22 protein-coding genes are annotated in these 21,511 nt (G+C 61.9%); 2 read left to right on the top strand and 20 right to left on the bottom strand.

The window, feature by feature from the left end; genetic code table 11:
• The 5 genes from EJC47_RS19330 to EJC47_RS19310 all read right to left on the bottom strand — a co-directional run.
• Window positions 1-444 (bottom strand): hypothetical protein (locus EJC47_RS19330; protein ID WP_126849365.1); only part of this gene is annotated, 444 nt, incomplete at its 3' end.
• Window positions 445-590: 146 nt separating this feature from the next.
• Window positions 591-1,967 (bottom strand): hypothetical protein, encoded by a 1,377-nt coding sequence (locus EJC47_RS19325; RefSeq protein WP_260591679.1) that lies wholly within the window; start codon window positions 1,965-1,967, stop codon window positions 591-593.
• Window positions 1,964-3,178 (bottom strand): type IV secretory system conjugative DNA transfer family protein, encoded by a 1,215-nt coding sequence (locus EJC47_RS19320; protein WP_126849364.1) that lies wholly within the window; start codon window positions 3,176-3,178, stop codon window positions 1,964-1,966. Before EJC47_RS19320 ends, EJC47_RS19325 begins: the two co-directional genes overlap by 4 nt.
• A gap of 68 nt (window positions 3,179-3,246) precedes the next feature.
• Window positions 3,247-4,359 carry a hypothetical protein gene (locus EJC47_RS19315; protein WP_126849363.1) on the bottom strand — a complete coding sequence of 371 codons (1,113 nt, stop codon included), beginning with the start codon at window positions 4,357-4,359 and terminating at the stop codon, window positions 3,247-3,249.
• A 302-nt stretch (window positions 4,360-4,661) separates the two neighbouring features.
• A complete protein-coding gene (locus EJC47_RS19310) occupies window positions 4,662-5,516 on the bottom strand; it encodes a hypothetical protein (RefSeq protein WP_126849362.1) in 855 nt (284 codons plus the stop codon).
• 342 nt (window positions 5,517-5,858) lie between these two features.
• Between EJC47_RS19310 and EJC47_RS19305 the strand changes: the two genes are divergently transcribed.
• Window positions 5,859-6,329, top strand: a complete 471-nt coding sequence (locus EJC47_RS19305) for a hypothetical protein (RefSeq protein WP_126849361.1) — start codon at window positions 5,859-5,861, stop codon at window positions 6,327-6,329.
• Between the two features lie 323 nt (window positions 6,330-6,652).
• Here EJC47_RS19305 and EJC47_RS19300 read toward each other — a convergent pair whose 3' ends face one another.
• From EJC47_RS19300 to EJC47_RS19230, 15 genes are all read right to left on the bottom strand, one after another.
• On the bottom strand, window positions 6,653-8,815 hold the full coding sequence (locus tag EJC47_RS19300) for a hypothetical protein (protein ID WP_021235314.1): 2,163 nt from the start codon (window positions 8,813-8,815) through the stop codon (window positions 6,653-6,655).
• Window positions 8,812-10,599, bottom strand: coding sequence for a hypothetical protein (locus tag EJC47_RS19295; protein ID WP_031342828.1), 1,788 nt, complete (start codon window positions 10,597-10,599; stop codon window positions 8,812-8,814). Before EJC47_RS19295 ends, EJC47_RS19300 begins: the two co-directional genes overlap by 4 nt.
• The gene (locus tag EJC47_RS19290) at window positions 10,596-11,945 is read right to left on the bottom strand and encodes a tyrosine-type recombinase/integrase (protein WP_021235312.1); all 1,350 of its coding nucleotides are present in this window, start codon (window positions 11,943-11,945) and stop codon (window positions 10,596-10,598) included. Before EJC47_RS19290 ends, EJC47_RS19295 begins: the two co-directional genes overlap by 4 nt.
• Before the next feature lie 125 nt (window positions 11,946-12,070).
• Window positions 12,071-12,358 (bottom strand): hypothetical protein, encoded by a 288-nt coding sequence (locus EJC47_RS19285; RefSeq protein ID WP_126849360.1) that lies wholly within the window; start codon window positions 12,356-12,358, stop codon window positions 12,071-12,073.
• Between the two features lie 22 nt (window positions 12,359-12,380).
• Window positions 12,381-13,511, bottom strand: a complete 1,131-nt coding sequence (locus tag EJC47_RS19280) for a phosphoadenosine phosphosulfate reductase domain-containing protein (protein WP_126849359.1) — start codon at window positions 13,509-13,511, stop codon at window positions 12,381-12,383.
• Window positions 13,512-13,515: 4 nt separating this feature from the next.
• A complete protein-coding gene (locus tag EJC47_RS19275) occupies window positions 13,516-14,256 on the bottom strand; it encodes a hypothetical protein (protein ID WP_260591678.1) in 741 nt (246 codons plus the stop codon).
• Window positions 14,257-14,313: 57 nt separating this feature from the next.
• Window positions 14,314-14,820 carry a hypothetical protein gene (locus tag EJC47_RS19270; protein ID WP_126849357.1) on the bottom strand — a complete coding sequence of 169 codons (507 nt, stop codon included), beginning with the start codon at window positions 14,818-14,820 and terminating at the stop codon, window positions 14,314-14,316.
• Between the two features lie 50 nt (window positions 14,821-14,870).
• Window positions 14,871-15,386, bottom strand: a complete 516-nt coding sequence (locus tag EJC47_RS21125) for a hypothetical protein (protein WP_185867736.1) — start codon at window positions 15,384-15,386, stop codon at window positions 14,871-14,873.
• 16 nt (window positions 15,387-15,402) lie between these two features.
• On the bottom strand, window positions 15,403-15,702 hold the full coding sequence (locus EJC47_RS19260; RefSeq protein WP_126849356.1) for a hypothetical protein: 300 nt from the start codon (window positions 15,700-15,702) through the stop codon (window positions 15,403-15,405).
• Window positions 15,703-15,713: 11 nt separating this feature from the next.
• Window positions 15,714-16,385 carry a hypothetical protein gene (locus EJC47_RS19255; RefSeq protein WP_126849355.1) on the bottom strand — a complete coding sequence of 224 codons (672 nt, stop codon included), beginning with the start codon at window positions 16,383-16,385 and terminating at the stop codon, window positions 15,714-15,716.
• Between the two features lie 130 nt (window positions 16,386-16,515).
• Window positions 16,516-16,935 carry a helix-turn-helix domain-containing protein gene (locus tag EJC47_RS19250; RefSeq protein ID WP_126849354.1) on the bottom strand — a complete coding sequence of 140 codons (420 nt, stop codon included), beginning with the start codon at window positions 16,933-16,935 and terminating at the stop codon, window positions 16,516-16,518.
• Window positions 16,936-16,979: 44 nt separating this feature from the next.
• Window positions 16,980-17,420 carry a hypothetical protein gene (locus EJC47_RS19245; protein ID WP_126849353.1) on the bottom strand — a complete coding sequence of 147 codons (441 nt, stop codon included), beginning with the start codon at window positions 17,418-17,420 and terminating at the stop codon, window positions 16,980-16,982.
• A gap of 70 nt (window positions 17,421-17,490) precedes the next feature.
• Window positions 17,491-18,510: a deazapurine DNA modification protein DpdA family protein gene (locus EJC47_RS19240; protein WP_126849352.1), complete on the bottom strand. Its 1,020-nt coding sequence runs from the start codon at window positions 18,508-18,510 to the stop codon at window positions 17,491-17,493.
• Window positions 18,507-19,112 (bottom strand): DUF7007 domain-containing protein, encoded by a 606-nt coding sequence (locus EJC47_RS19235; protein WP_260591677.1) that lies wholly within the window; start codon window positions 19,110-19,112, stop codon window positions 18,507-18,509. Before EJC47_RS19235 ends, EJC47_RS19240 begins: the two co-directional genes overlap by 4 nt.
• Window positions 19,113-19,154: 42 nt before the next feature.
• Window positions 19,155-19,373 (bottom strand): hypothetical protein, encoded by a 219-nt coding sequence (locus EJC47_RS19230; protein ID WP_126849351.1) that lies wholly within the window; start codon window positions 19,371-19,373, stop codon window positions 19,155-19,157.
• A gap of 1,283 nt (window positions 19,374-20,656) precedes the next feature.
• Between EJC47_RS19230 and EJC47_RS19225 the strand changes: the two genes are divergently transcribed.
• Window positions 20,657-21,511, top strand: an 855-nt coding sequence (locus EJC47_RS19225; protein WP_126849350.1) for a DEAD/DEAH box helicase, incomplete at its 3' end; no start/stop codon positions are given.

Below are 21,511 nucleotides of genomic sequence, written 5' to 3'. Positions count from 1 at the left end.
TTCGTCGGTGACGACGATTGGGGGCACGGGAAATTCGGCCTCGTCGAGATAGGCGTTCACCGCAGCGAGACTGCCGAGCGCCTCGATCTTGGCGCGATCGACATAGGCGGTGCCGTCTTCGCTGCAGGGATAGATGACCGGATCGCCGGTCCCGGTAAAGACCACCTTCTCCGGCCCCCATTGCCCGGTGAAGCCGTAGGAGGAGCGCACGAACGCTACGCCGTGGGCCTGGCAGATCGGTTCCAGTTCCTTGAAAGTGCCATTGGCGACTTCGTGCGCATAGAGGCGCAAGGGCTGACCTTCGACAAGGTCGGCGTCCGTGAAAGGTTCGCCGTCCCAATCGGTGGACAGGACCTCGGCCGCTATCGCGGCCGAAAGGGTCTGCCAGAGGGAGAGGCTGATAGTGCCGCCGATCGTGATCGACGCGGAAACGCGGTCTACCATGGTCCCGCCCTCAGCGCAGTTCTTCGAGGACATCGGCGCAAAATTGCGCATCCTCGCGGGCAAGCCGTTCGACGCGCGGCATGTCGCCCATGTCGATCACTTCGTAATCGTCGGACATGAAGGTCCAGTCTTCCTCGCGGAAGTCGTCATGCCAGCACCAGGTTCCGTCGGGCCAGAGGACGAGCTTGATGCCTTCGTTGGCGTTCGGCGCGGCAGTCGGCTGAGTTTTGGGGCACATGCTGCATCTCCTGCTGGCGCGGAAAATCCTTGCCTTCGCCTTCACCCTCCCCCTCTCCTTTCGCGGCCTCGGGCAGATTCAGGATGTCAGCGAGTGTCGGAGGGGCTGGCCTGCGCGGGCGACGGCCGAAGGCGAGGCCCTGCTTTGCGGCATATTTGTGCAGAGCATCGACTTCGCGGCCGAGCGCCGCGGCAAGATCCGTGAGGCTGATGCCATGCTCATGCGCGATGCGCAGCGCGGCCAGATGGTCACTCGTCCAGCGCTGACGCCCTTCATGCGCAAGGCCGAGGATATTCGCGCGTGTGAAGATGGCTGCGCGGGTCCGGCCCATCTGGCGCGCCAGTTCAGGGGTCGGGATCTTGCCGTAGTCGCGGCGAAGCCGTGCTTCGTCGGCCTCGGACCAGTCAGGACCAAGTCGGAAGCCTTTCGACCGGGCATGGGTGCCGCGAAGGTTCAGATATTCCGCTCGCCAGCGGATCGAGAAGACCGATCGACCCAGACGATTGCGAAGAGGCGTCAGGCTGGCGTTGTCGCGATAGGCTTTGATGAGCAGTTCATCTTCCTCGGGCATCCAGACGCGGCCCCAGCCCTTGCCCTGCCCGGTGCGTTTCATCAGTCCCTGAAGCGACGACTTGGTCCGGGCCGGGAAGCCCTCTCTGCCAAGGATCGTGCCGATCTGGGCGTAGCTGTGTCCGTCCTGAACAAGCTCGATGGCGCGTTCGATCTCGGTGTTGGTCCAGCCCTTGGGTGTGCTGGCATGCCTGATTCCCAGCTTGCTGGCACGGCTATAGATGCCGGAATGGGGTCGGCCGATTATCAGGGCGACCTGTGCTGTCGGGACATCGGCGGCGAATCCGGCGCGCAGTTGCGCATCTTCCCATGGCGTCCAAGCCGGTGCTGCCGCTTCGCTGAGGCCAAGGATCGCGGCACGGGCATAGACCGCGCCACATGAGCGGCCGAACCGCGCTGCAATCGTGGCAGCGGACTCCTGCCCGTAAGTCTGGATCAGTTCGTGGTCTTCAAGCTCGTTCCAGGGCCGTGTCGAATGACGGCGCAGGCCAAGGGTGCAGACCTTGTCCCTGACACCATGCAGGCCACGTCCCAGGGCCTCGGCGATTTCGGGCAGCGGTGTGTCATCGTTAAACAGCTGGCGCAGGGTGCGCACCTCCTGCGGGGTCCAGCTGTCGGATCGAAACTGCATCTCGCCCAGCGGCGCAGATGCCTTCGGCAACGGGCCTGCGAGTGGGACAAGCTCGACGATGATGGGTGCGGTGTCGTCGCTCATGACAGACCCACCACATGCACATCGCTGAGACGGGCGCGCAGCCGCGTATGGAGCCGTGCCATGCGGTCATCGGCCCGTGGCATCGTATCGACTGCCGAAAGCGCGGAGAGGACGTCCAGCGCTTGATCCACGGCCTCGCGCGAGATGCCAAGGTGCTTGGCCAGTTCGTTGGCCGTCGTGGCGTTGGGCGAAATGCCTTTCAGCGCCAGGCAAATTGCCGTGGCGGTGGGGGCGATGGGATCGAGCAGGAAGGCATCGAGGGCGCGGCTGCCGCGAGACTTCAGGCTGTCGTCGCGCTGGCTCGGTGCTTCGCGAAGATGTTCGAGGTCGAGCAGCTTCTGGGCCTCGGAATGGTCGAGGTCGGCCGCGCCATGCAGTTGAGGGGTAGCGCCGAGATGTTCGGTGATGGTCTGGTCGATCTTGGCCATGATCGGGGTGCGGGTGAGCGCGGGGCCGAAGGCGTAGAACTCGCCGGCGCGCAAGCTACGCAGCTTTTCGGCTTCGCTGCGGCTGAAACCCAGAATGTCGGCAGCGCGGATGATGTCACGGTCGAAGACATTGATGCCGATGAGGAAGTTCTGAAGCTCGGAGACGACGGAGCTGGAGAGCTTGGCAAGGCGCTGGGTCGCGATGATGGGCGCGATCCCGCGTTTGCGGCCTCGGGCGCACAAGTCGGTGAGCGTGGCGACGCCGAGACGGCGGGTTTCCGCATCGCGGGCGGAACCGGCCTGATGGGGGGCAAGCAGGTGTCCTTCGTCGATCGCGACGAGAACCGTGTGCTTCCAGTCCTCGCGCGGAGCGCCGACGAGGCCGGCGAAGAAGGCCGATGCCTTAATGATCCGCTGTTCGGGATCGAGGTCGGTGAGATCCAGATGAAGGGCGATACGATGGTGACGCGCGCGGGTTGCGGCCGCGGTCAGGCCATCGGCCGCGATTTCGGCGGCCTTGAGCGTCGTCGCGCCGATGTGCGCGGCGAGATTGCCGAACTCGCCTTCGGGATCGACGATCATGGTCTGGACGTAATCGAAAGCCTCTTCGACGATGCGTCGCATGGTCTGGCTCTTGCCGGCACCGGACCCGCCCTGGACAAGCATGCGTCCCGCAAGGACGCGGTCGAGATCCAGTTCGAGGGCACCATAGGCGGTTTGGCCGATGGGAACCGCGCAGCGCGGCGGCGCTGGCGGTCCCGGCAGTTTCACGACGTTGGACATGGGCGGCTCCTTTCGGGTTGCTCGCCTGTCCCTTTCCCCCTCTCCTCAAATCGGCACTGGCGCCCTGATCAGTCTGCGGCCTCGGGATGGGTGGTGAACTCTGAGGCCGCATAGGCGCGCCAGAGATGGCCTTCGGCCTCGATCTGGTGTTCGAAGGTGCGGATCGAATTTCCGACGGTGACGATCAGGCCCTTCTCATCGTCCAGTTCGATGTGGCCGGGTTCATAGAGACGGCCAGGCCGGATGCAGGGTTCGTTGTCGCCCATCTCGCAACCGGCGGCTGCGAGGTCGGGCACAGTGATGCCGGTACAGCGCCACAGGTCGAAGCGTTCGCCTTCGGCGCTGGCGGTCATGTAGCGCTCCCTGGCGATCGTCCATGCGGCGTTGACGTGATCGAGGTCATCACCGATGTCAGTGATCGCGCCGCGGGCGATCAGCTGATCGCCGCGATAGGTGAGCCACACGGCGAGCATGACCATGTTGGCATCGAGGTGATCGTGCGAGGCGCAGCAGCCCGGCGTGATCGTCTGGTTGGTGAGGCGCATGGTCTGCCATTCGTCAGGCGTCAGTTGCTGGGCCAGAGCCTTGGCGAAGGCGCAGGCAAGCGTTTCGCGGTTCGCGTGCTCCATGGCCTCGGCGTAATCCTCGCCGGTGTAGATCGCCTCAAGCTCGTCTTCGGCATTGCGGCGATAGAGGCCGAAGCGCGGCTCGCCTGCGATTTCGCGGAGCGCAGGCTCAGGATAGTCGATCCACATTTCCACCGGCTCGCCCATCGGCCCGGTGCAGACTTCGAAGCTGGGCTTGGTGTCGTTGCGCCAGCTCTTGTCGGTCCAGTCCCCCGGAATTGGGGGCATGCACGCGATCGGATAGTCGGGGAATTGCAAAGCCCACCGGGTCTCGACTTCGTGAGTGGTGTAGCCGGGGAAGATCGTGCCTTCGCCGAACGACCACGAGACTTCGCGGCGCCCGCCTGCGGCGCGCGCTGTTGCGCGGGGCGAGGTCTTTGCCTCGGCCTTGTCGAGCATGAGCACCAGAATGGAGGGGCGATCCGCTTCATCCAGGGGGCGGGAATCGAGGATATGGCGGCCACCCCGCCCGATGCCGAAGGCGTTGAAGGTGGGCGAATGTCCGCCATTGGCATTGGCGCACTTCGTACCGGCATCGTATATCCTGACAGTCAAGCCAACTTGGGCGCTTGGCACAGTGGCAAAGCGCTACTGCACTTTGTCACTGTGCCAAGCGCAACCGCCGAAGGCGGAGTTCATCGTGCTCGGCGTGTCATTTGCTCATGCCTACCGGCACTCGTCTGAGCCCTTCAACAGATGGCAAGATTTGGCGTTTCGAATTGAGCCATATTACGGCCGTGTTGGGTGGATAGCGGACAGTCCCAAAGTGTGTTCGCGACGACCGCTTGCTATTCTGAATTTGATGTATGTGCTTTGATCATTCGTGGGACGAGAGCCTGACAAGGTGCCGTTACGAATTAGTTAGACAGGTTCTCAGCTTCAGGGTTTGGGGCCATCCAAAGCTGCTCTTGCGGGAAAGGAAAGCGGATTGAGGCCGACCATTTACGGCCATCGATCTCGACAGCACCTTTCGGGTTCCTCTTTGCCAGAAATTGTCTCAGCGGCTCCAATTCAGTTGCTGGCAAAAATAAGCTGTAGCTGTCTCCTCTTCGAATGGTGCGCTGATCAGATAAGCCCGGCCAATCCCGATCCCATTTAATAGACGGATCAACTGCGTGCTCGTAGGGCCAGACCATCACTTCAACCCATTGGGGTAGCCACCTTTTCGACTTTGCATGGTGAAACGAACGCAGCGTTTCAAAGGCCTCCCGAATTGAATCTGGAAGAGAGGAGGCAACATCCTCATCGTCGAGTGAACCATAAACATTGAGGAAAACGGGATCGCCTTTATATAACAACAATACGTTGTCAGGCTGGTCAGTAGCTTGTGCTATCCGATACCCACCTTTTAGTGCGGGTTTATGCGCAGGAGTTAACTGTTTCCGAATTCTCTGAAGCTCGGCAGCGCCAAGTTGGGCCGTGCGAAATTCTTCGCCATCGCGATAGATAACATGACCGTTCTCATAGAGTGCGAACTTTGGTGAGTCCGAGCCAATGACACTTTTCCATGGGTCACTCTCAATGAAGACAATCTCCGGCAGCGGTTCTGTGCCTTTCCGCAGCTTCGAGAGCAGCTTTGGTCGTTCAAAGAACCGCACGTCGTCGAGAACAGGTGTTATTTTGCGCGCCTCGGCGCTTCTGTCATCCTCAACTGCGCAGCCGCAAAGCATAAGGCTTAACAGTGCAATACGAAGGACATTCCGCTCCAGCATAAGCTACCGTCGTCCGAAAGAGAGCGCTCCGCAAGCAGCAATTTCCGTCACAATCTTCAAGCCGACGACCCGTGAAGCAGCGGTCGCGGGCATTCGAACAAAGGATGGTGATTGGCCGACTTGGGGCGCGAGCCGCCAGACCGCTTTTCTTGCCGCGCTGCGGTAAGCCGCCCTTCCGCTGACCGATGCCCATGGCCGCGCCGGGAAAGGCCGAAAGGGGTGGTGAGCGGACCGTGAGCTTAGGGTCGCTGGATAAGGGTCGCAATCCAGAATTACCGATGATATTTGACGAGAGGGGTTGGCCAATCGTGACGGCCAAATAGCTGAAAAATCGGGGGCATCATGCGATATTTGATAGCGGCTGCAGTGATGGGTTTAATTACTGTTCCGTCCACCTTGCCAGCGCAAGATATTCGCCAAGTGAAGTATCAACGATGGGGTATGTTTGGTGGATATAAAGACAAATTGATAGGTCAAAATTCATGGAAAGTAATAGCCGGTGTCAACGGAAGGGCTCCGGAAGGCAGCGCTTTTAATATTGCACTCTATCGGGCAGCAGAACTCAGCAAGGTGGCAGGGTTCAAGTATTTCCAGATCATTAATCAGAAAGGTAAGCAGTCATATGTAAGCCTTGGCGGAGCGTCTTCCAAACATAGCGCTGGAGGGGATGCAGAACTGCAGATTATAGCGGTTAACGAACCTTCTGCCCCCGAAAACTGTCTGGCCGAGAGACGGGAACTTTGTATGACGCTTGAGGTAGACGCTACCATGCAGCGAGTGAGCCCATTTCTGAAGTTCCCTCGCCTCAAATGATGTGATGCGGCACTGATCTGAGCCGCCTTGCTTAATGTCCGCAACGGGGCGCTTGCAGACCGGTAGAAAAACTTCGTTGTCGGCGATGCGCCACATCGAAGGCAACGTGCAGTAATCTGTCAACATTCGCCAGTAAACCACCATTTCGAGATCGGCCAGCCATTCTTATTTCGGTCATTTTCTCGCTGACTTTCAGAACCCCCGGGGTCGGCTGAAGGGTACTCTTTCGGCACGGGCGCGGGGATGGCGGTAAATGAGAAACCGGGAACAGGATGAGTCGGGAAGGCGTAGTTTTGGTGAAGAGGTTAGCGATGCTGCCGGGCCTACGGCTCGCGAGGATCGATCCCGGCAATTACCGCATTCAGACGGTCAAGTTCGTTCCGGAGGGCCTGACGCTGGAGATCGGATATGCGTCGCTCGCGTAAGTGCGACTTGGCATCGACAGCCGCGCGTTCCCATGCCGGCCTATGGCGCGCGGTGATGCAGGCATTGGGGCAGCGGGTCGGCTCGCATAGCGCGGTAAGCGGCTGCGAGGGATCGCGGGTCGTCACGCGCTTAAGACAGAGCGCCGTCGCAGGATCGAAGAAGCAATCGGCGAGCTGCCCAACATGGAGGGTACGCGCGACGCTGGCGAGCATCACACGTAACCTTGCTCGGTCGGCGATCATGGCAGGCAAAGGACCGAGTGCGTCCGCGGCCTCGTCGAGAGTCCGCGCGATGCGCGGTCCTGCCGGACCGCCAAGCGATGCGCCGCCTCGCCGTCGGTCGAAATAATCCAACAGGTCATCAAGCTGCCCAAGCTGGCGCTCTGCCTCGACTTCGGCGCGAAACCCGGATCTGCTGGTTCCGGAATAGCCATCGAAAGCGGCAACCGAGGCGTGTTTATACTGGATCATGCCGGCGATGGTGCCGAAAGGACGGTTAGCGATATGCCACGCGATGGTGCGACGAAACTGGCGCGGTGTGATGTGCCATGGCTTGCCATCGGGTCCGGCCGGGACGATCGGCATGTCGGCGCTGCCGAAGGCGGTGGTGACGTGATCGCGAAACGCGTTGAGATGGCGTATCACATCAACTGACAGATGCGTCCTGCCGGAACTGGAGCGTAATGCTGGCCAAAGCGTATCGCTGCCACCGGAGCGTGTCGACCTTGCCGACGCCAGGCGTTCGAGCACCGCTATGGCGTCTGCTACCGGCTCTATCGTTACCCAGCTTGCCGCCTCACCTGTGGTTGCGCGACGCTTATAGATGGTCGATCGAATACGGAATCGCTCGAGCAGGCCGTCCTCGCTGCGCTCAATCGAGAGGCAACCGAGCCGCATCGCCTGGACCTCGGAGTCGCGCATGCCGGTGAGATAGGCGCACACTATATAGGCAGCGACCTGAAGCATCTGCTCTTCACGTGCGAGAGTCTTCACGTCGAAGCGCGCGCACCAGGGCTGACCACTGTCGGGATCAATTGAGATCGGCGTGTCCATTCCGCCTGTTTCGACACCGAGGTTGGCGACGGCAGCCGCGATAATGGCGCGCGAACGCCTGTCGATTCGGAAGCTCATGGCCGGCTCCGCCGCAGCATCGACACAGGCGTGAAGCTCGAGAAGATGGTAGTTAATCGTCGGCGTTGCTTTCTGCGCGCCGACGTTGCTGTTCTTTGCGGCCCAGATTTGCATACCCCAAATCGGCACGCCACGGCCTTGCCGCGCTCGGCGGGCGAGATGGCGCTCGAGGCGAGCATGTTGTCGCCGTCGCCGCTCCGAGTTCGGCAGTCGACGCTCGATGGCGAGCAGCCGGGTGCGGCGCGCCTCGAGACGATCGAGCGCCTCTCGAGCCGCCAGGATGTCGTAGGCGAAGATGCTGACGTAGCGCAATGACCAGGCGAGCAGCGCGGCGATAACATTCTCGGGAAATCGCGGCGTGCGGTTCTCAACGACGTACCGGTGGCCTGCGACGCGAGCGGGTGCCTGTCCGGCCCAAGGTTCGAAAGCGAGACCACCGTTGGGCAAGTGGTCGCGATAGTGATAGAGATGGGAGACTGATTGCAGGTGTTGGCCGACTACTTCGGGTAGGAGGGCGAGATCGTCACGAAGATGACGGGCGTAAGCATCGACTAACGCCGGATCGATGCGTGCAAGATCAAGCCGTTTGAGCTTCAGGCGAACGAAGGCGAAGAAACGGCGTGCGCGGTCGAACGCGTGACGGATACACGTTGGCGGCAACTTTGGGGCGTAGCCGGGAAGATCGACGTTGAGGCGCGCATAGAGATAGGCGCGCATGGCGGCCTGCATATCGGCATGTTCGAGCAAGTCGAAATGCACCATCATCTGGGTGCGCTGGGTGTTCTCACGAAAGATAGCGGGACCGAGATCCCAGCTTGGATCGCCGACGCGCGATAGCTCCTCGCGGGTATAGCCCGGCTTCAGCGGCGCGCTCGCCAGCACTGGGCGATCGTCGAATGCCAGCGCGCGGACATGAGCGGGCGCGGTCATCCTTGTGCCTCCGGCGGCAAATAGAGCCGCTCGTTCTTCATCTGCTGGCGTGCATCGGTGATTACGATATCGGAGAAGGCCGGCAGGATCTGGCGGGTAATGCGGGCATGGACATGACCGAACTTGACCGCCCAGTCGCTCGCCAGCAGGCCCCGTCGCTGCTCTTCGACGAACGCGAGGAAGGCGAGAATGGCGGGAAGCTTGCGCGCGGTGATGACGGCGTTGGGACAATCGAGGCAACCCCAGAAGGGCTGCACGCACGGCGATCCGGCTTCGGTGAAGGGGCTACTATAGAAGCCTGCGCAAGCTGCGAGCCAGACATCCTGCTCGCCGTCGAGTAACGAACCCACTGTACCCGCCGGCGTCAGCGGCAAGGCCTGTGCGGGCGCTTCGCGCAGCGCCTGTTCGGCTGAAGGCGCAAGGACGATCGGCATCGCCGTAGCCAGCGCTTCGCGGAACGCATCAGCGACGGTCGCCTCATGCAGGGGCCGGAGCGATGGGAGATCGGCATAGTGCCGCGCGGCGACCTCACGGGAGTGTCCGACAGCGAAGCGAGCCATGTGGCCTTCAGTTTTGGTGTACCACAGCGCCTTGTGGGTCTTGCGGAGCCGGGAAAGCAATAGGTGGAGCGGTTTGCCGTCGTCATCGACAATATTGTGCCGCGCGGCCCAGGCCGTGACGCGCATGTTCCCAAGAGAGATACCTGTCCGAAGGCCTCCCTTTTGATGATAGGTCCAGAGACAATCGCCGGGCAGGTGCTTACGAGCGGCGGAGGTGATGTCGATCAGGCGGCGGATCAGCCCGCCGGGCGTTCCGCTACCGCCGTCGCGGACGCGCATACTCTTGTGCGCAGCGCCGCCCGCGCGGCGCTTCAGGTAGCGCAGTTCCACAGTGCCGGCACGTGCATTGGCGAGACAGTCCACGGTCAGCGCCGTTAGGCACTCGGGCTCTAAACCGGTGTCGAGCGTGAGCATGACGAGCAAAGACGGTAGATCGGAGCCAAGTAAATGATGCCGGCCATGAATGTAAGCGCTGAACCCGTCGGATGGCAAACCGTGTCGTCTGTGCAAGGCATATAGGTTTACCATGTCGCGCTGGTCGGTCAGGATAGAGCCATCGCGAGCGATGATCGCTTCAACGTTGGCTCGCGCACTCACGATTGCTGGCTTGTCGTCGTCGGTGCGATCCTCAACGCGGAGACGACGAAACATTGCTTCGACGTCAATCCGGGCTGCGTCGCGCAGTGCTCGCGCTACGAATGGGCTGTACGCATCGCGCGGGGTCGAACAGCCGACCGAGGTGGCCAGAATATAGCGTAGCCGCTTTTGCAGATCGGGCGCGATCCAGTCGCGCCCGTCGGCTTCGATTACGCGTAGCGTGTTGACGATCATGCTGACCGTTCCGTGACAAGTTCCCGCGCGTATCCCGCTCCGTTCGAGCGCTTCCGCGAAGCCATCGATGTGGATCGCACGCAGATCACCGGGACCGACCACCTCGGGAGCTTGGTCACCCAGCCAGGCGAAAAACCGCCGATAGCCATACCCATACTGTCTGACAGTCGTGGCGGCTCCCAAGGGGCCGCCGAGCGCGGCCAATCGTCGCAGTGCGCCGGCAAAGGCGATCGCTAGCGGGCGAGGATTGAACCTTGTCATATCGACCAGGACCGTGCCGCCATATCGCGCCTCGATGGTGAACTTAAGGCCGAGTACCGGATCGGGCTTCTGTGGCTCCGGCGTGATCGACGCGAAGATCACAGGACGGCCCTTTCGGGGACGCCCGCTCATGCGCCCTGCTGTCCCGGCAGCAGCGCGAGCAACTCCTCGACGGCAGCATCCACCGTATCGGCGCGGGTCGCTATATGGTCGAGGTAGATATAGGTGGTGGTGAGGCTCGCGTGGCCGAGCAGGCGTTGTACCTGTTGCAGCGGATCGCCCAAAATCAGCCGATAGCTCTCCATTGGTCCCGCTGGCAATGCCGCTTCGCGCAGCCGCTGCTGGATCAGCAATGCGAGCATATGGACGGCGAAGGCGTGGCGAAGCTGGTGCGGACTGATCGACAGCGGGAAGCCATTCTCCGCGCACCGCTTGCAGGCGCGGGTGAAAATCACCTCCCACGAGTTAGGGCGGACAGGCTGCCCGACCTCGGTCAGCCATAGCGCCGCTGGCTCGCAGGGCGTTCCATCCTCGTCGCACAGGATTAGGCGGCATCGTTCCTCCGGTGTGCAGACATCGCGCATGCGGTCGAGACCGGCGCGGGTGACAGGGATCGGTCGGGCGAACTTGGTGACACCGTCGCGCGCGGCGAACTTGGCCAATCCCGAGGCACGCTCGATGGCGACATAGGCTGCGATCTGACGCAGCAGCCGGCGCGGAACCAGAACGCTGCGTCCTCGGTCGCCCTTGGTGAGCGGCGGCGGGAGAGGCAGCCAGAGCTGCTGGGCCCGGTTGCCGTCGCGGTCGATCGAAGGAAGCTCGGCAGCGAGCAGGCACGACGCCTCTTCGAGGCGCAGGCCGGTGGTGACGAGAAGATCAGCAAACAGCGCGTTGCGCAGCCCGTTACGATCGCGAGCACCGGGGCGCTCCGTGCCGTCAGAGGTAAGGCCGCGCAGGCCGATCTCGCGGAAGACGCGGTAGTCTTCCATCGTGACGAACCGCACGTCCGATCGCTTGGCAACACGTTCATAGGCGTCGTTGCGCGCCGCGATCATGCCGCGCCGGCCTCCCTGGGCCGGTCGCCACACGGCGCGCCGGCTGAACGGCACCTCGGCGATCAGACCATGTTCCTCGCCCCAGCGGTAAAGGCGATCGAGGCTAGCCACAGCCCGGTTCCAACTTGCCGCCATGATCCGGTGATCAGCCTCATCGAGTCGTCGCTCACGATGATAGGCGGATACATCATCGCGGGTTGCTTCCCACACCGTCTTCCCACAGGCATCGAGAAAGCGAAGCCAGACCGCGACATCATAAGCATAGGCGCGAAGCGAATGACGCGAACGGACCCCCGACAGCGGTAGGTCGAGAAAGAAGCGATCCAGATCGCGATCATAGAGCGCGTCACCACACAGGATCAGTGGCACATGCGCGTCGAGACCCTTGGCCGCGCGGCGCTCGCAAACAATGATGGTCGACACCGGCGCGAAACCCTCCCCCCGGACCCCCCACCCGGAAGCTGACCTTCACACCGATGCACCCGATGGCCCGGCAGTAATAAGGCTGGCCTTCGCCAGCTCTTGGGTCAGCGCTACGGCCAGCCTGATTACTGCCTACCGTGGGCGTCCATCACCGACCCTACTACAAATTTGCGGTCGGCGCAGACTGTCCAGATAACATCATGGTACTGAATATCTACGAATCCTGCCGGGCTTCGTTCGCGATCGGGCAGGAAGCAAAAGGTCACACGGCGGCCGTCGCTGGTTCGGGCAGTGATGGTGTATTCGCCATCGGGAACGTCGATGGGCTTGTGCGGCACGTCGTTGAAGCCGGCGAAGCCGAGCGCAACGGCCTCGGCCTGGGACATGACGGGGAAGTCCGTGGAAGCGGTCATGACAGTATCCTTTCGCGTTGGATCAGGCGGCTCGGCGCTGGGCGATGAGGTCGGCAAAGCGGTCCCGCACGGCGCGGGCGGTCGGAAAGCGGTTGGCAAGCTCGTGGCGCGCGAGGATCGGCGCGCGGGCCTCGGCAATGGCCGCGGCCTCGGGCAATGTCGGCAGGCGCGGCGGCCAGCCCCTGACGTATCGCAGGCCCTTGGGCATCGCGCCTTCGGCCTCGCGGCGCCGCTGGGCATCGATCTTGGCGGCGGCGATGCGGATCTGCAGGTCTGGCGGCAAGAGATCAGGTGCGGTGTCCGCGAGCCAGCGCGCGGGCTGAAATGAGAACGTGGACGTCGCCTCGAGGTCGCACAGGTGGATCAGAGCATCGCGGTTGGCGGGAGCGCTGGCCGATGCGCGGGCGTCGGCGATCGACTGCAGGACGCAGAAGCGGCAGGAAAGCCGCGAACTGGAGTAGCAGGTGTAGGCTTCGTGAAGCGGGATGCCGAGATGATGGTGCGCAGTGAAGACTTCGGCCGTCGTCCATTCGACGATGGGGTGCCAGAGCATCATGCGGGTGCCATGGGCATTTCCGGCACCGGCGTAGCGCGTGTCCGCCTTCCATTCGGGGGCCCTGGAACGCGCGGTGCTTTCATCACGGCGAATGCCAAGGACGTTGATGATGGTTTCACCGCGCAGCGTTCGCGCAAGGTGCGGGCCGATGACATGGGCCTTGGCCTCGGAGGTGCAAAAGCGCAGCGAAGCCGATGACCATGGACCGATCAGGTTGAAGGTTTCGAGGGCCTCGTAGCGCCGCTTGCCGTTTTCGAAGCGCTGTGCCCAGCGGTCGAACAGGTCGCCGGCATTACGGCGCACGACGCAGAGCGGTAGATCCGCAAGCGCTGCGAGCCGTTCGACCATGGCAGGGGTACTGTCCCATTCGGCGCGGCCGAGGTCGGCATGGATGACCAGGCGACGGTTACGGGGATGGCCGAGCTGATCGAGCACGATCGAGACGGCGAACATCGCGGCCGAGGAATCCTTGCCGCCCGAGACGTTGAAGACGATCCAGGCCCCGGCCTTGATCGCGGCGCGGATCTCGGCAGGCAGGGCGAGCGAAGGCAGTCCTGCCGGCGTGGTGCCGGCAGGCTGCAGATGCTGATGCAGCATGGGATCAGCGCGGCGTCAGATGGGTGGTGATCGCAGTTTCCTCGACGACGGGAAGCCTGCTGGCGAGGTCACGCGCGATCGCTTCGCGGTAGGCGACCGCCATCCACATTTCGCGGGGGTGGCCTCTGTACTCCTTGCCGACCAGCTCGATCTTGTCGCCATACTGTTCGATGCGCTGCCCGTTGTAGCAGACCAGGATTTCCCATTGGGTGACGCTGAAGCGCTTCTGTTCGATGGTGACAAGGGCGGGATCGAAGACCGGCCTGGGTGTCTCGGAAGGACCGGCGCCCGTTCCGAGCACGCGGCCGATGATGCCGGTGGTGCTGTGAAAATCGATCCCGGCTTCGGTGATGATGACGCAGCCGCCGCCAAATTCGTCAGGCCGCAAGGCATCGCAGGTGTGCGCCCATGAGAATGCGCAAGGGAGTGCGGATTTGCAGGCGGTGAAGATCAGGTTGGCCACCTGATCGACGCCGAACTGGTTGCCGCTGAAGCTGACTTTGCAGTGTCCCTCGGCATCGACTTCGCTGATGACGATGCTGCAGTCGAACGAGGGGAAGTCGGGATCGTCGAAGAGGTCGAGGAAACTCCCGAAATCGTCCCCGTCCTTGGGCGGGAAGAGAGCGGCGAAGCGCGGGCCGAGGTTGTCGTATTCGAGGTCGCGGGGAGTATCGCTCGCGAAATCCTCGACGATCTCGCTCGCGCGCAGCGCCAGCCTGACCATTTCGGCATCCTCGGCGGTCATCTCGAGGATGAAGGAACTGGAGAGGTAATTGTTTGCCATGATGGATCTCCTGAGCGGTCAGGCAGCATCGCCGGCGAGACGCGCGCGGGCGGTCTCGGCGAGCTTGGGGAATGCGGCCGAAAGGTTGGTGTGGATCGTCTCGAATGCGGGGATCGCGAAACGGCCGTTGGCGCCGGGGCGCGTGGTCAGCAGCGCGCCGATCGTCACTTCGTCGAGTTCGGGCTGGGGAATGGAGGCGACGTTGCCGTCATATTCGACGGGACAGGCAATCGCAGCCTCGATCCAGGAGCCGAGCCCCTCTTCTACGGCCTCAGCGTAGGCGACGACGGCAGGATCGTCTTCATCGTCGATATGCAGGACGAGGGTACGATAGGTGCCAAAATCATGCCGGTTAGGCTTGTTGGTGAGGCGGCATCCCTGCGGAGGAAGGCCATGGATGGCGATGATGCCGATCCGATATGCGTCGATCTCGAAGCGATTGACCCGCTCGAAGTCGGGGGTCTGGCCAAGCTGGGCGCAGTCGGCGTTCGCGGGCGCTGCGCCAATGTCGATGGTGTAGGACAAGGGAACCTCCGTCGATCCTCCATGGATCGCCCGTCCCCTTCCCCCTCATCTCAAGGGGCATCAGGCTCGATGGTGAAGTTCCAGCCATGGATATGGAGCATCTCGTTCGCGTCACGGTCGAAGGCCAGGAAAGTGTCATCGAGGTCGGCTTCGGGTTCGATCAGCAATTCGAGGGTATGGTGGGTACTGTCCGCGATGACGGCGCGCGTGTAACCGGCCTCGCGGGCTTCGGCCTCGGTGTGGATCGGCGGAGGCGATGCCTGGATGAAGGGCTTCGCAGCCTTCTGGGCAGGCCCATCGAAAGTGCCGAGGGTCTTCAGGCGATCGGTTTCCAGCGTCGCGCCAAGATCCTCGGGCAGATCGGCATATTCGGTCGCGACCGTGATCGCGGCCGCTGCAGTGGGAAGTTCGCCGGGGGCAGCGCCTTTCCAGATGTAGGTCGTTTCCTCCCCGTCGATACGGGGATGGGGCTGCATGACCTGGACGAAGAACGTGGCCAAAGGCCGGTCCCATCCGATGGCGACGCTGCTCGCAACGCCTTTTCCGGGAAAATCGTAACGGCTCATGAGGGTGGATCTCCGTTCAATTCGCCAGTGCGAGCCATTCCACATGCCAAGGGCGCGGGAACGGATTGTAGCGGATGAAGGCAGGGACAAGGGGCATGCCCATGGCAGCAAGGCTTTCCGTCATGGAAACCCGCTGGAGGGCTTCGGCAAGGTCATCTTCCAGCATCAAGTCCAGCATGGCAGCTTCGTGGACCTGTTCACAAGTGAGCATTGTCCAGTCCAGCGCATCGAGGAAACCCTCGCGGCGCTGGGTGAAGCGTTCGATCCGTGCGGCATCGCTGCGAACCTGATCGATAACCTGTTGTGTCGTGAGCATGGGATGTCTCCCTAAGCGGCGATGGGTTCGCGGCTGATCGGCGCCGTGGTCTCGACGGGCGCGGGCGATGGCACGATGGCATCGAGACGTAGATCGCGACGGATGCGGGCGGCAAAGCGGGCACGGCGGACAAAGTCGCGCATGGGCGCAAAGCGCAGCTTGTGGCCGGCTGCAGGACCGCGTTTGGCGAAGTATTGCACCTCGTTGCCCTCATGGAGCGGGCCGACGCTGAGCATGATCGAAATGTCATCGCTCGACAGCGCGACATATCCTGCGATCGCGGGATCGCTGGGCGTGGAACTGATGGTAAAGCTGCCGGGGGCGAGGCCGATTTCCAGGGCAAGCGCTTTCATGGCCTTGCGCCCGTCGGCGTGGAAGCGCTCCTTGGCAACCCGGTCATGGGCGACGCCGCGCACGGCCAGGGTAAGAAGCGCAGGGAAGCGTTCGAGTTCTGCCATGCGGCGGCTGCAGGAGAAGCGCAGGCTGTCATCATCGGCGCGGTCGGCGGTGACGGACGAGAAATGCCGCGCGAGAAGCGCGATCGCCGGGTCGTGATCGGGATCGACGCCGGCAACGCGGCAATCTTCCATGGCCCGGTTGAGGGCGTGGAGCGTCGCGGTGATGGTGGTCAGGCTGCTGGGGTCGATCGCCTGCATGTGACGGAACGGGACGTCGTAGGTCATGGTGGGGCTCCGGGTCAGACCGAGCGCATTCCCGCGCTCGATTTTCCCTTCCCCCTCCCCTTTTCAGGGCCTTGGTGCCTTCAGGGTGACTGGATAGTCGCAGTTAAAGCCAAAACTTGGGGTCAGAAGTTCAGACGATCTCGCTTAGAAACTCGAAAACGGTAGCAACTTCCTTCTTGGGTTCTGTCCCATTCCTGATGCTGTTTTTGTAGCAGGTGCAGCTTATTTTTCGTATCAATGTTGGCGTTAGCTCGATGCCTCTATCCAACGCTTCGGTCATTACCGCCTCGATGGTGTCGCCGATGAACTGGACGATCTCTTCGGAGGCGGCCGACGATTCACCTTCGATAAGCCAGGCCAGGTTCGTATCAAACTGCTGGCAAAACCTTTGTGCGACCGGAATTGGCAGATCGCGCAGTTCCAGTTCGTAATTTTTGTAGGATTTATCTGCAATTTCGAGAATTTGGGCTGCGCGTGCCTGCGAAATTTTTAATTTCGCGCGAACGCTGGCCATTCGTGCACCAATACCGGATGTTGCTTGATTGCTCACTAACTGGCTCCACAAATCCTGTATGTTCAGCGATGTGTCAAACATTAGGTGGTTTCGGGAAACCAGTCGACCTCGGTGGCCGTGCCGGTGGCCTCCAGCGCCTCGATGTCGGCGATTGTCCAGCATTTGCGGTCGGACATGCTGAGGTTGGCATAGCCGGCATAGTAGCGGCCCTTGTGCTCGATGAACTGCGTGTAGACGCGCTGCACGACAGCTTCGCTGACGAACCATCCGGGGCTGAAGCGGCTGTAGATGGGAGGCAGGATGCCGAGCATGTGCTCGTAGAAACGCTCAGTGACGCGCGTGAGCGGAAACTTCGCCATCGTGCGCTCGACTTCGCCCTTCAGGTAGGCTTCGCATGTCATAAGGAAGGCTTCGGGATCTTTCTGGCGATAGTCCGCCAGAGCCTTGGCATGGTCGATGCCTTCCGCGACATAAGTCTTTGGGTACTCGCTGCTGGTGGTCATGATGTAGTGATCGGACATGTCAGGTCTCCATTGCGCGCGTGGCTTGCGCGCAAATCCCGTTCCCCCTCTCCTTTCGCGGCCTCGGGTTTCAGGCAGCCTTGGGGCGACCGCAGTAGAGGTCGGCCGCCCACGTCTCGATCCAACCAGAGGTCACTTCATCGTGGGCCAGATCGCCGGTTTGTATAAGCGCGCGGATCTCGGCCTGTGCTTGCTGGATGGCGGCTTCCCATGGATCGGAGGGAATTTGTGAAGGTGCCGGTTCTGTTGTGATCGTGAGCGGGCGATGAGGTTCGTGCAGCCGGTCGAGCTGGGCGATAGTCCATCTTTCCATGTGGTCGGCCGCGAAGACATCGGTCTTCGACACCTGCCGGCGCAGGGCATCGCGGCGCGCGGCCGCGCCCCAGGCCTGGGAATCGAGTGAGGCCACGCGATGCGCATAGGGCTGAAGGTAGGGGATGGCCGCTCCCTTCACGCCGAAGAGGTGGAGGCGGGGGCCGGGGTTTGGCAGCACCGCGTCGAGGTGCGCGACAACAGCGATCAATCCGTCAGGGCCATGGATGTCGCGGCGACACATGGAGCCGACGCCGACGATCGTGCCGGGATTCATCGACCACGCCAGCATCTCGGCGCAGCGCTCGTAGTCTTCTGGATAGCGGCCCTGAAGGACCGGCATGAAGCGGTCGATGATGCCAAGGTCATAGGCGCGCGATCGGCATTCGCGGTTCGTCGCCACGGTGCGGGCGATACGGTCGAGGACTTCGGCGCGATCGGTGGCGATCTCGGCTTCGCAGCAATAGTCGGCGGCCGCGAAACGGCGGAAGGGATAGGATGCGGCGAGCGCCATGTAGTCGGCGATCGACCATGGATAGCCGCCATATCTGGACATCAGGACATAGCCTGCGCTGTCCAGATCGAGGCTTCTGAGCCCGTGGGCGTTCGCAAGTTGGCTAGTGCGCCAGCCATGCCATTCGCGCCAGCCCCCTGAAGCGGTGCGCCAGCGCGACAGGCAATTCGCGGAAATCAGCATGGGCTGCTGCATGATGCGCGCGCGTTGAAGGATCGGCCCTTCGTTGAGATGGGGCAGGCCGACGATCACCTCGATCGTCATGACAGGATCTCGGCGTCGAGTTCGTCGAAGCTGATGACGCTGCCTCGTGCATCATACCGGGCGGCATCGACCAGGGCCTTGAACACGGGGTCGGTGTATGTCGGACGGGCCAGATGATCGACGCTGGCGAGGCGATAGCCAAACACGCCGACCTTGCCGCTCGGCACCCAATCCGCCCAATCGCCATAGGCGGTGGTCACAACAACCTGACCGATGCGGGCCTCGAAGGCTTCGCGCTCGCGCCGGACATGGCTCTGGCGGGGTTCGATGGCCTCGCCGGCATAGGCTTCCCATCGCTCGGGTCGCCAGCTTTTAACGGTGCTGGTGGCGAGCGAGAGTTCGATGTCGAAGAGCGGATCTCCGGCAGCGGCAAACTCGGTCTGGAACGCCAAGATCACGAGCGACCAGTCAACGTCATGCTCGTACTCGGGTTCATCCAGACGCAGCGCCTCGGGCATGGCGGCCTGACGTGTTTCGGACAGGACAAACCCGCCATGCGATGCGGTCGTGACACGCCAGATGCCGGGCAGGCGCTGCGTGGCAGTGACGGTTTTGCCCCAGCGGGTCATCTCCGGTGCGGGGGAGGAAGCGAATGCGGGCATGTGTCTTCTCCTCGATCGTTCGCTTCCCCCTTCCCGCTCCCCTCATTCAGCCTCGGAAAGCCAGGCTGCCATGTTCTGGACGACGGGGCGCCGCTCGCAGTGCCGCCGAGCGCCCTCGGCGCTGTTGATGGCACTGTGAAGGCGGCCAGCGGCCTTGGAGGCCCCGGCCTCGCGCAGCAGGCCGCGCGCACGGCGCATGAGCTTGAGGGCGTCGTCGATCTGTTGTTTGGAACGGGGTGTTGCGGGTTTCAGGCGGGGCATCTCAAGTCCTCCTGTCTCTTGAGGGCAATGCGCGCTGCGACTTCGCTGGCCGTAAGATCGGCACGCTCGATCACACGCCAGGGCTGGATGGCATCGCCGGGGGCGATCATGACGGCGATTCCGGCCTGCATCATGCGCTGCGCGACACGGATGGCATTCTCGCGGCTGCAGAGGCGAGCCCGCAGCGGCGAGAGGCTGGATGGGGGCGTTACATAGAACGGGCACAGATATACGCTAGCGACCGTTGGTGTCGGAAAACACCTGTTTGCCGTACAGTCCCGCGAATGACGTGGTCTGGGACATTCCTGCCGGTCGGCGCCGCGACTGGGAATGTCCGGTTACGCCGACACCCGCCATTCGTAGATCCGCTTAAGCCATCTCGATCAGGTCCGAGCTAGCGGACTGTCCGGTTAGTCCGCTCGGGATCGTGCAAGGAGCCAAGCTGCCCTTCGTTCACCAAGCCCGAGATGCGGGTGCGAACGGCCGAGGTGGATCCGTTGGACGATGGGGACTGCCCGGAATCCATCCGTCAATCCCATAGAGCGGCCGTTCATTCAGCATCGCCGGCTCGCTGCCTAGTCGATCTTGTTGGACGTTGAGGAATGACCGGAATCGTGGGCTGGGTCGTGATATGCGGCCCTTGGTTCGGGCATTCCTCTTGCGGATCGGGTGAAAGAGTGGGGGGAATAATGCACCGCTCCTGTCTTAGGCTGTAAACTCATAAAGCTGTAGCTGCGCTATCTGCACATGCTATCATTTTCGTAAGGGGCCCCGAGAATCACTTGAGGATTGAGCGGCTCCGATCGGGGGCTCGGGTGCGATCATGGGGGCGGAGGACGAGCGGTGAGGGCGATGGAATGCGACTAGCCCGCTGGTGCAGCTAACTACAGAAGCATCAGCTGCCACTTGTTTGCGAGTTTTCATTCGAAGTCTGCCCTGTTATGCATTGCTGACCTTGATGTTCATGGCCAGCCAAGAACTCGGGTTGACCGGTAGGTCACATTTAATCTGGCGAGAGGAGTAAATTAAAGCTCTTCAGTTTCCACTTTTGGTTTGCAGTGGTGAATGCACAGATTATGCTGGCCAACCGCGGGCATATGACATTCGGCCGATATGGAATGCGGGAAAGGGGCGTACACCTTGCAATTCGTTGATCGCCGCTATGTCGAAGTCTCGTAGCCGTTCCGACAAAGGTCTTATTGCCGGAGGCCAACACGAGGACGTCGCTTCGCTAGACGATTTTCAGTTTTCCCCATCCCATCGTTAGAGATCGCAGAAATCTCGTGACCTATTTCGCATCGCATTATTCAGATCTGCGCTTTCCCGTTGAACGCGGCGACGACATTCCGGAGCCCGGTTTTCGCGAGGCGCAACGCGGTGCGCTATTTGCTATAGCGTCGCACTTTACCTCACGGACCGATCCCGCAATCGTGACCATGCCGACGGGATCGGGCAAGACAGCGGTGTTGCAGGCGAGTGCCTTTCTCCTTCGAGCGAGCCGCGTGCTCGTCTTGACTCCGAGCCGCCTTGTTCGCGAACAAATTGCCGAGGATTTTGGCGAACTGCGAGTCCTGAAGCGTCTGAATGCCTTACCGAACGATCTCGCCGCGCCGGCAGTCATGGCTACCAACGCACGGGTCAAAACTGCCGACGATTGGGAGGCCATGAGGGCCTTCGATGTTGTCGTCGCGACCGTACAAAGCATCAGCCCGTCCTTGGAAGATGTCCCGGCACCACCAGCCGACCTGTTCGATCTGATCCTGGTCGACGAAGCGCATCACAGTCCCGCTCTGACGTGGCGAACTCTTATCGAGGGATTTCCAGATGCGCTCAAGGTGTTGTTTACTGCCACACCATTTCGTAGAGATGACCGGGAAATAAAGGGTCGTTTCGTTTATAGTTATGATCTGAAGCGAGCCTATGATGACGGTGTATTTGGGCACATCGACTATATCCCGGCAGAGCCCGAAGCCGGTGATACCGGCCGCGAAGCTGAAGATCGCGCCGTTGCCCTTGCTGCGGAAGCCAAATTCAAGGCTGACCGGGCAGCAAACCTAGATCATCTTTTGATGGTTCGCACCGATAGCCGAGCGCGCGCGAAGGAGCTTGAGGGCATTTATGCGGTCAATACCGAGCTA

The sequence above is a fragment of the Sphingomonas sp. TF3 genome (genome assembly GCF_003985085.1).
Taxonomy (GTDB): Bacteria; Pseudomonadota; Alphaproteobacteria; order Sphingomonadales; family Sphingomonadaceae; genus Sphingomonas.
This window is presented reverse-complemented; position numbering and strand designations above follow the sequence as displayed.

Coding starts and splice junctions, on each gene's coding strand:
- EJC47_RS19285 (WP_126849360.1), bottom strand. CDS start 12,358: ATGACCGCTTCCACGGACTTCCCCGTCATGTCCCAGGCCGAGGCCGTT.
- EJC47_RS21125 (WP_185867736.1), bottom strand. CDS start 15,386: ATGAGCCGTTACGATTTTCCCGGAAAAGGCGTTGCGAGCAGCGTCGCC.
- EJC47_RS19245 (WP_126849353.1), bottom strand. CDS start 17,420: ATGTCCGATCACTACATCATGACCACCAGCAGCGAGTACCCAAAGACT.
- EJC47_RS19235 (WP_260591677.1), bottom strand. CDS start 19,112: ATGCCCGCATTCGCTTCCTCCCCCGCACCGGAGATGACCCGCTGGGGC.
- EJC47_RS19255 (WP_126849355.1), bottom strand. CDS start 16,385: ATGACCTACGACGTCCCGTTCCGTCACATGCAGGCGATCGACCCCAGC.
- EJC47_RS19320 (WP_126849364.1), bottom strand. CDS start 3,178: ATGTCCAACGTCGTGAAACTGCCGGGACCGCCAGCGCCGCCGCGCTGC.
- EJC47_RS19240 (WP_126849352.1), bottom strand. CDS start 18,510: ATGACGATCGAGGTGATCGTCGGCCTGCCCCATCTCAACGAAGGGCCG.
- EJC47_RS19300 (WP_021235314.1), bottom strand. CDS start 8,815: ATGACCGCGCCCGCTCATGTCCGCGCGCTGGCATTCGACGATCGCCCA.
- EJC47_RS19275 (WP_260591678.1), bottom strand. CDS start 14,256: ATGACCGCCGAGGATGCCGAAATGGTCAGGCTGGCGCTGCGCGCGAGC.
- EJC47_RS19325 (WP_260591679.1), bottom strand. CDS start 1,967: ATGAGCGACGACACCGCACCCATCATCGTCGAGCTTGTCCCACTCGCA.
- EJC47_RS19260 (WP_126849356.1), bottom strand. CDS start 15,702: ATGCTCACGACACAACAGGTTATCGATCAGGTTCGCAGCGATGCCGCA.
- EJC47_RS19280 (WP_126849359.1), bottom strand. CDS start 13,511: ATGCTGCATCAGCATCTGCAGCCTGCCGGCACCACGCCGGCAGGACTG.
- EJC47_RS19310 (WP_126849362.1), bottom strand. CDS start 5,516: ATGCTGGAGCGGAATGTCCTTCGTATTGCACTGTTAAGCCTTATGCTT.
- EJC47_RS19295 (WP_031342828.1), bottom strand. CDS start 10,599: ATGAGCGGGCGTCCCCGAAAGGGCCGTCCTGTGATCTTCGCGTCGATC.
- EJC47_RS19230 (WP_126849351.1), bottom strand. CDS start 19,373: ATGCCCCGCCTGAAACCCGCAACACCCCGTTCCAAACAACAGATCGAC.
- EJC47_RS19305 (WP_126849361.1), top strand. CDS start 5,859: ATGCGATATTTGATAGCGGCTGCAGTGATGGGTTTAATTACTGTTCCG.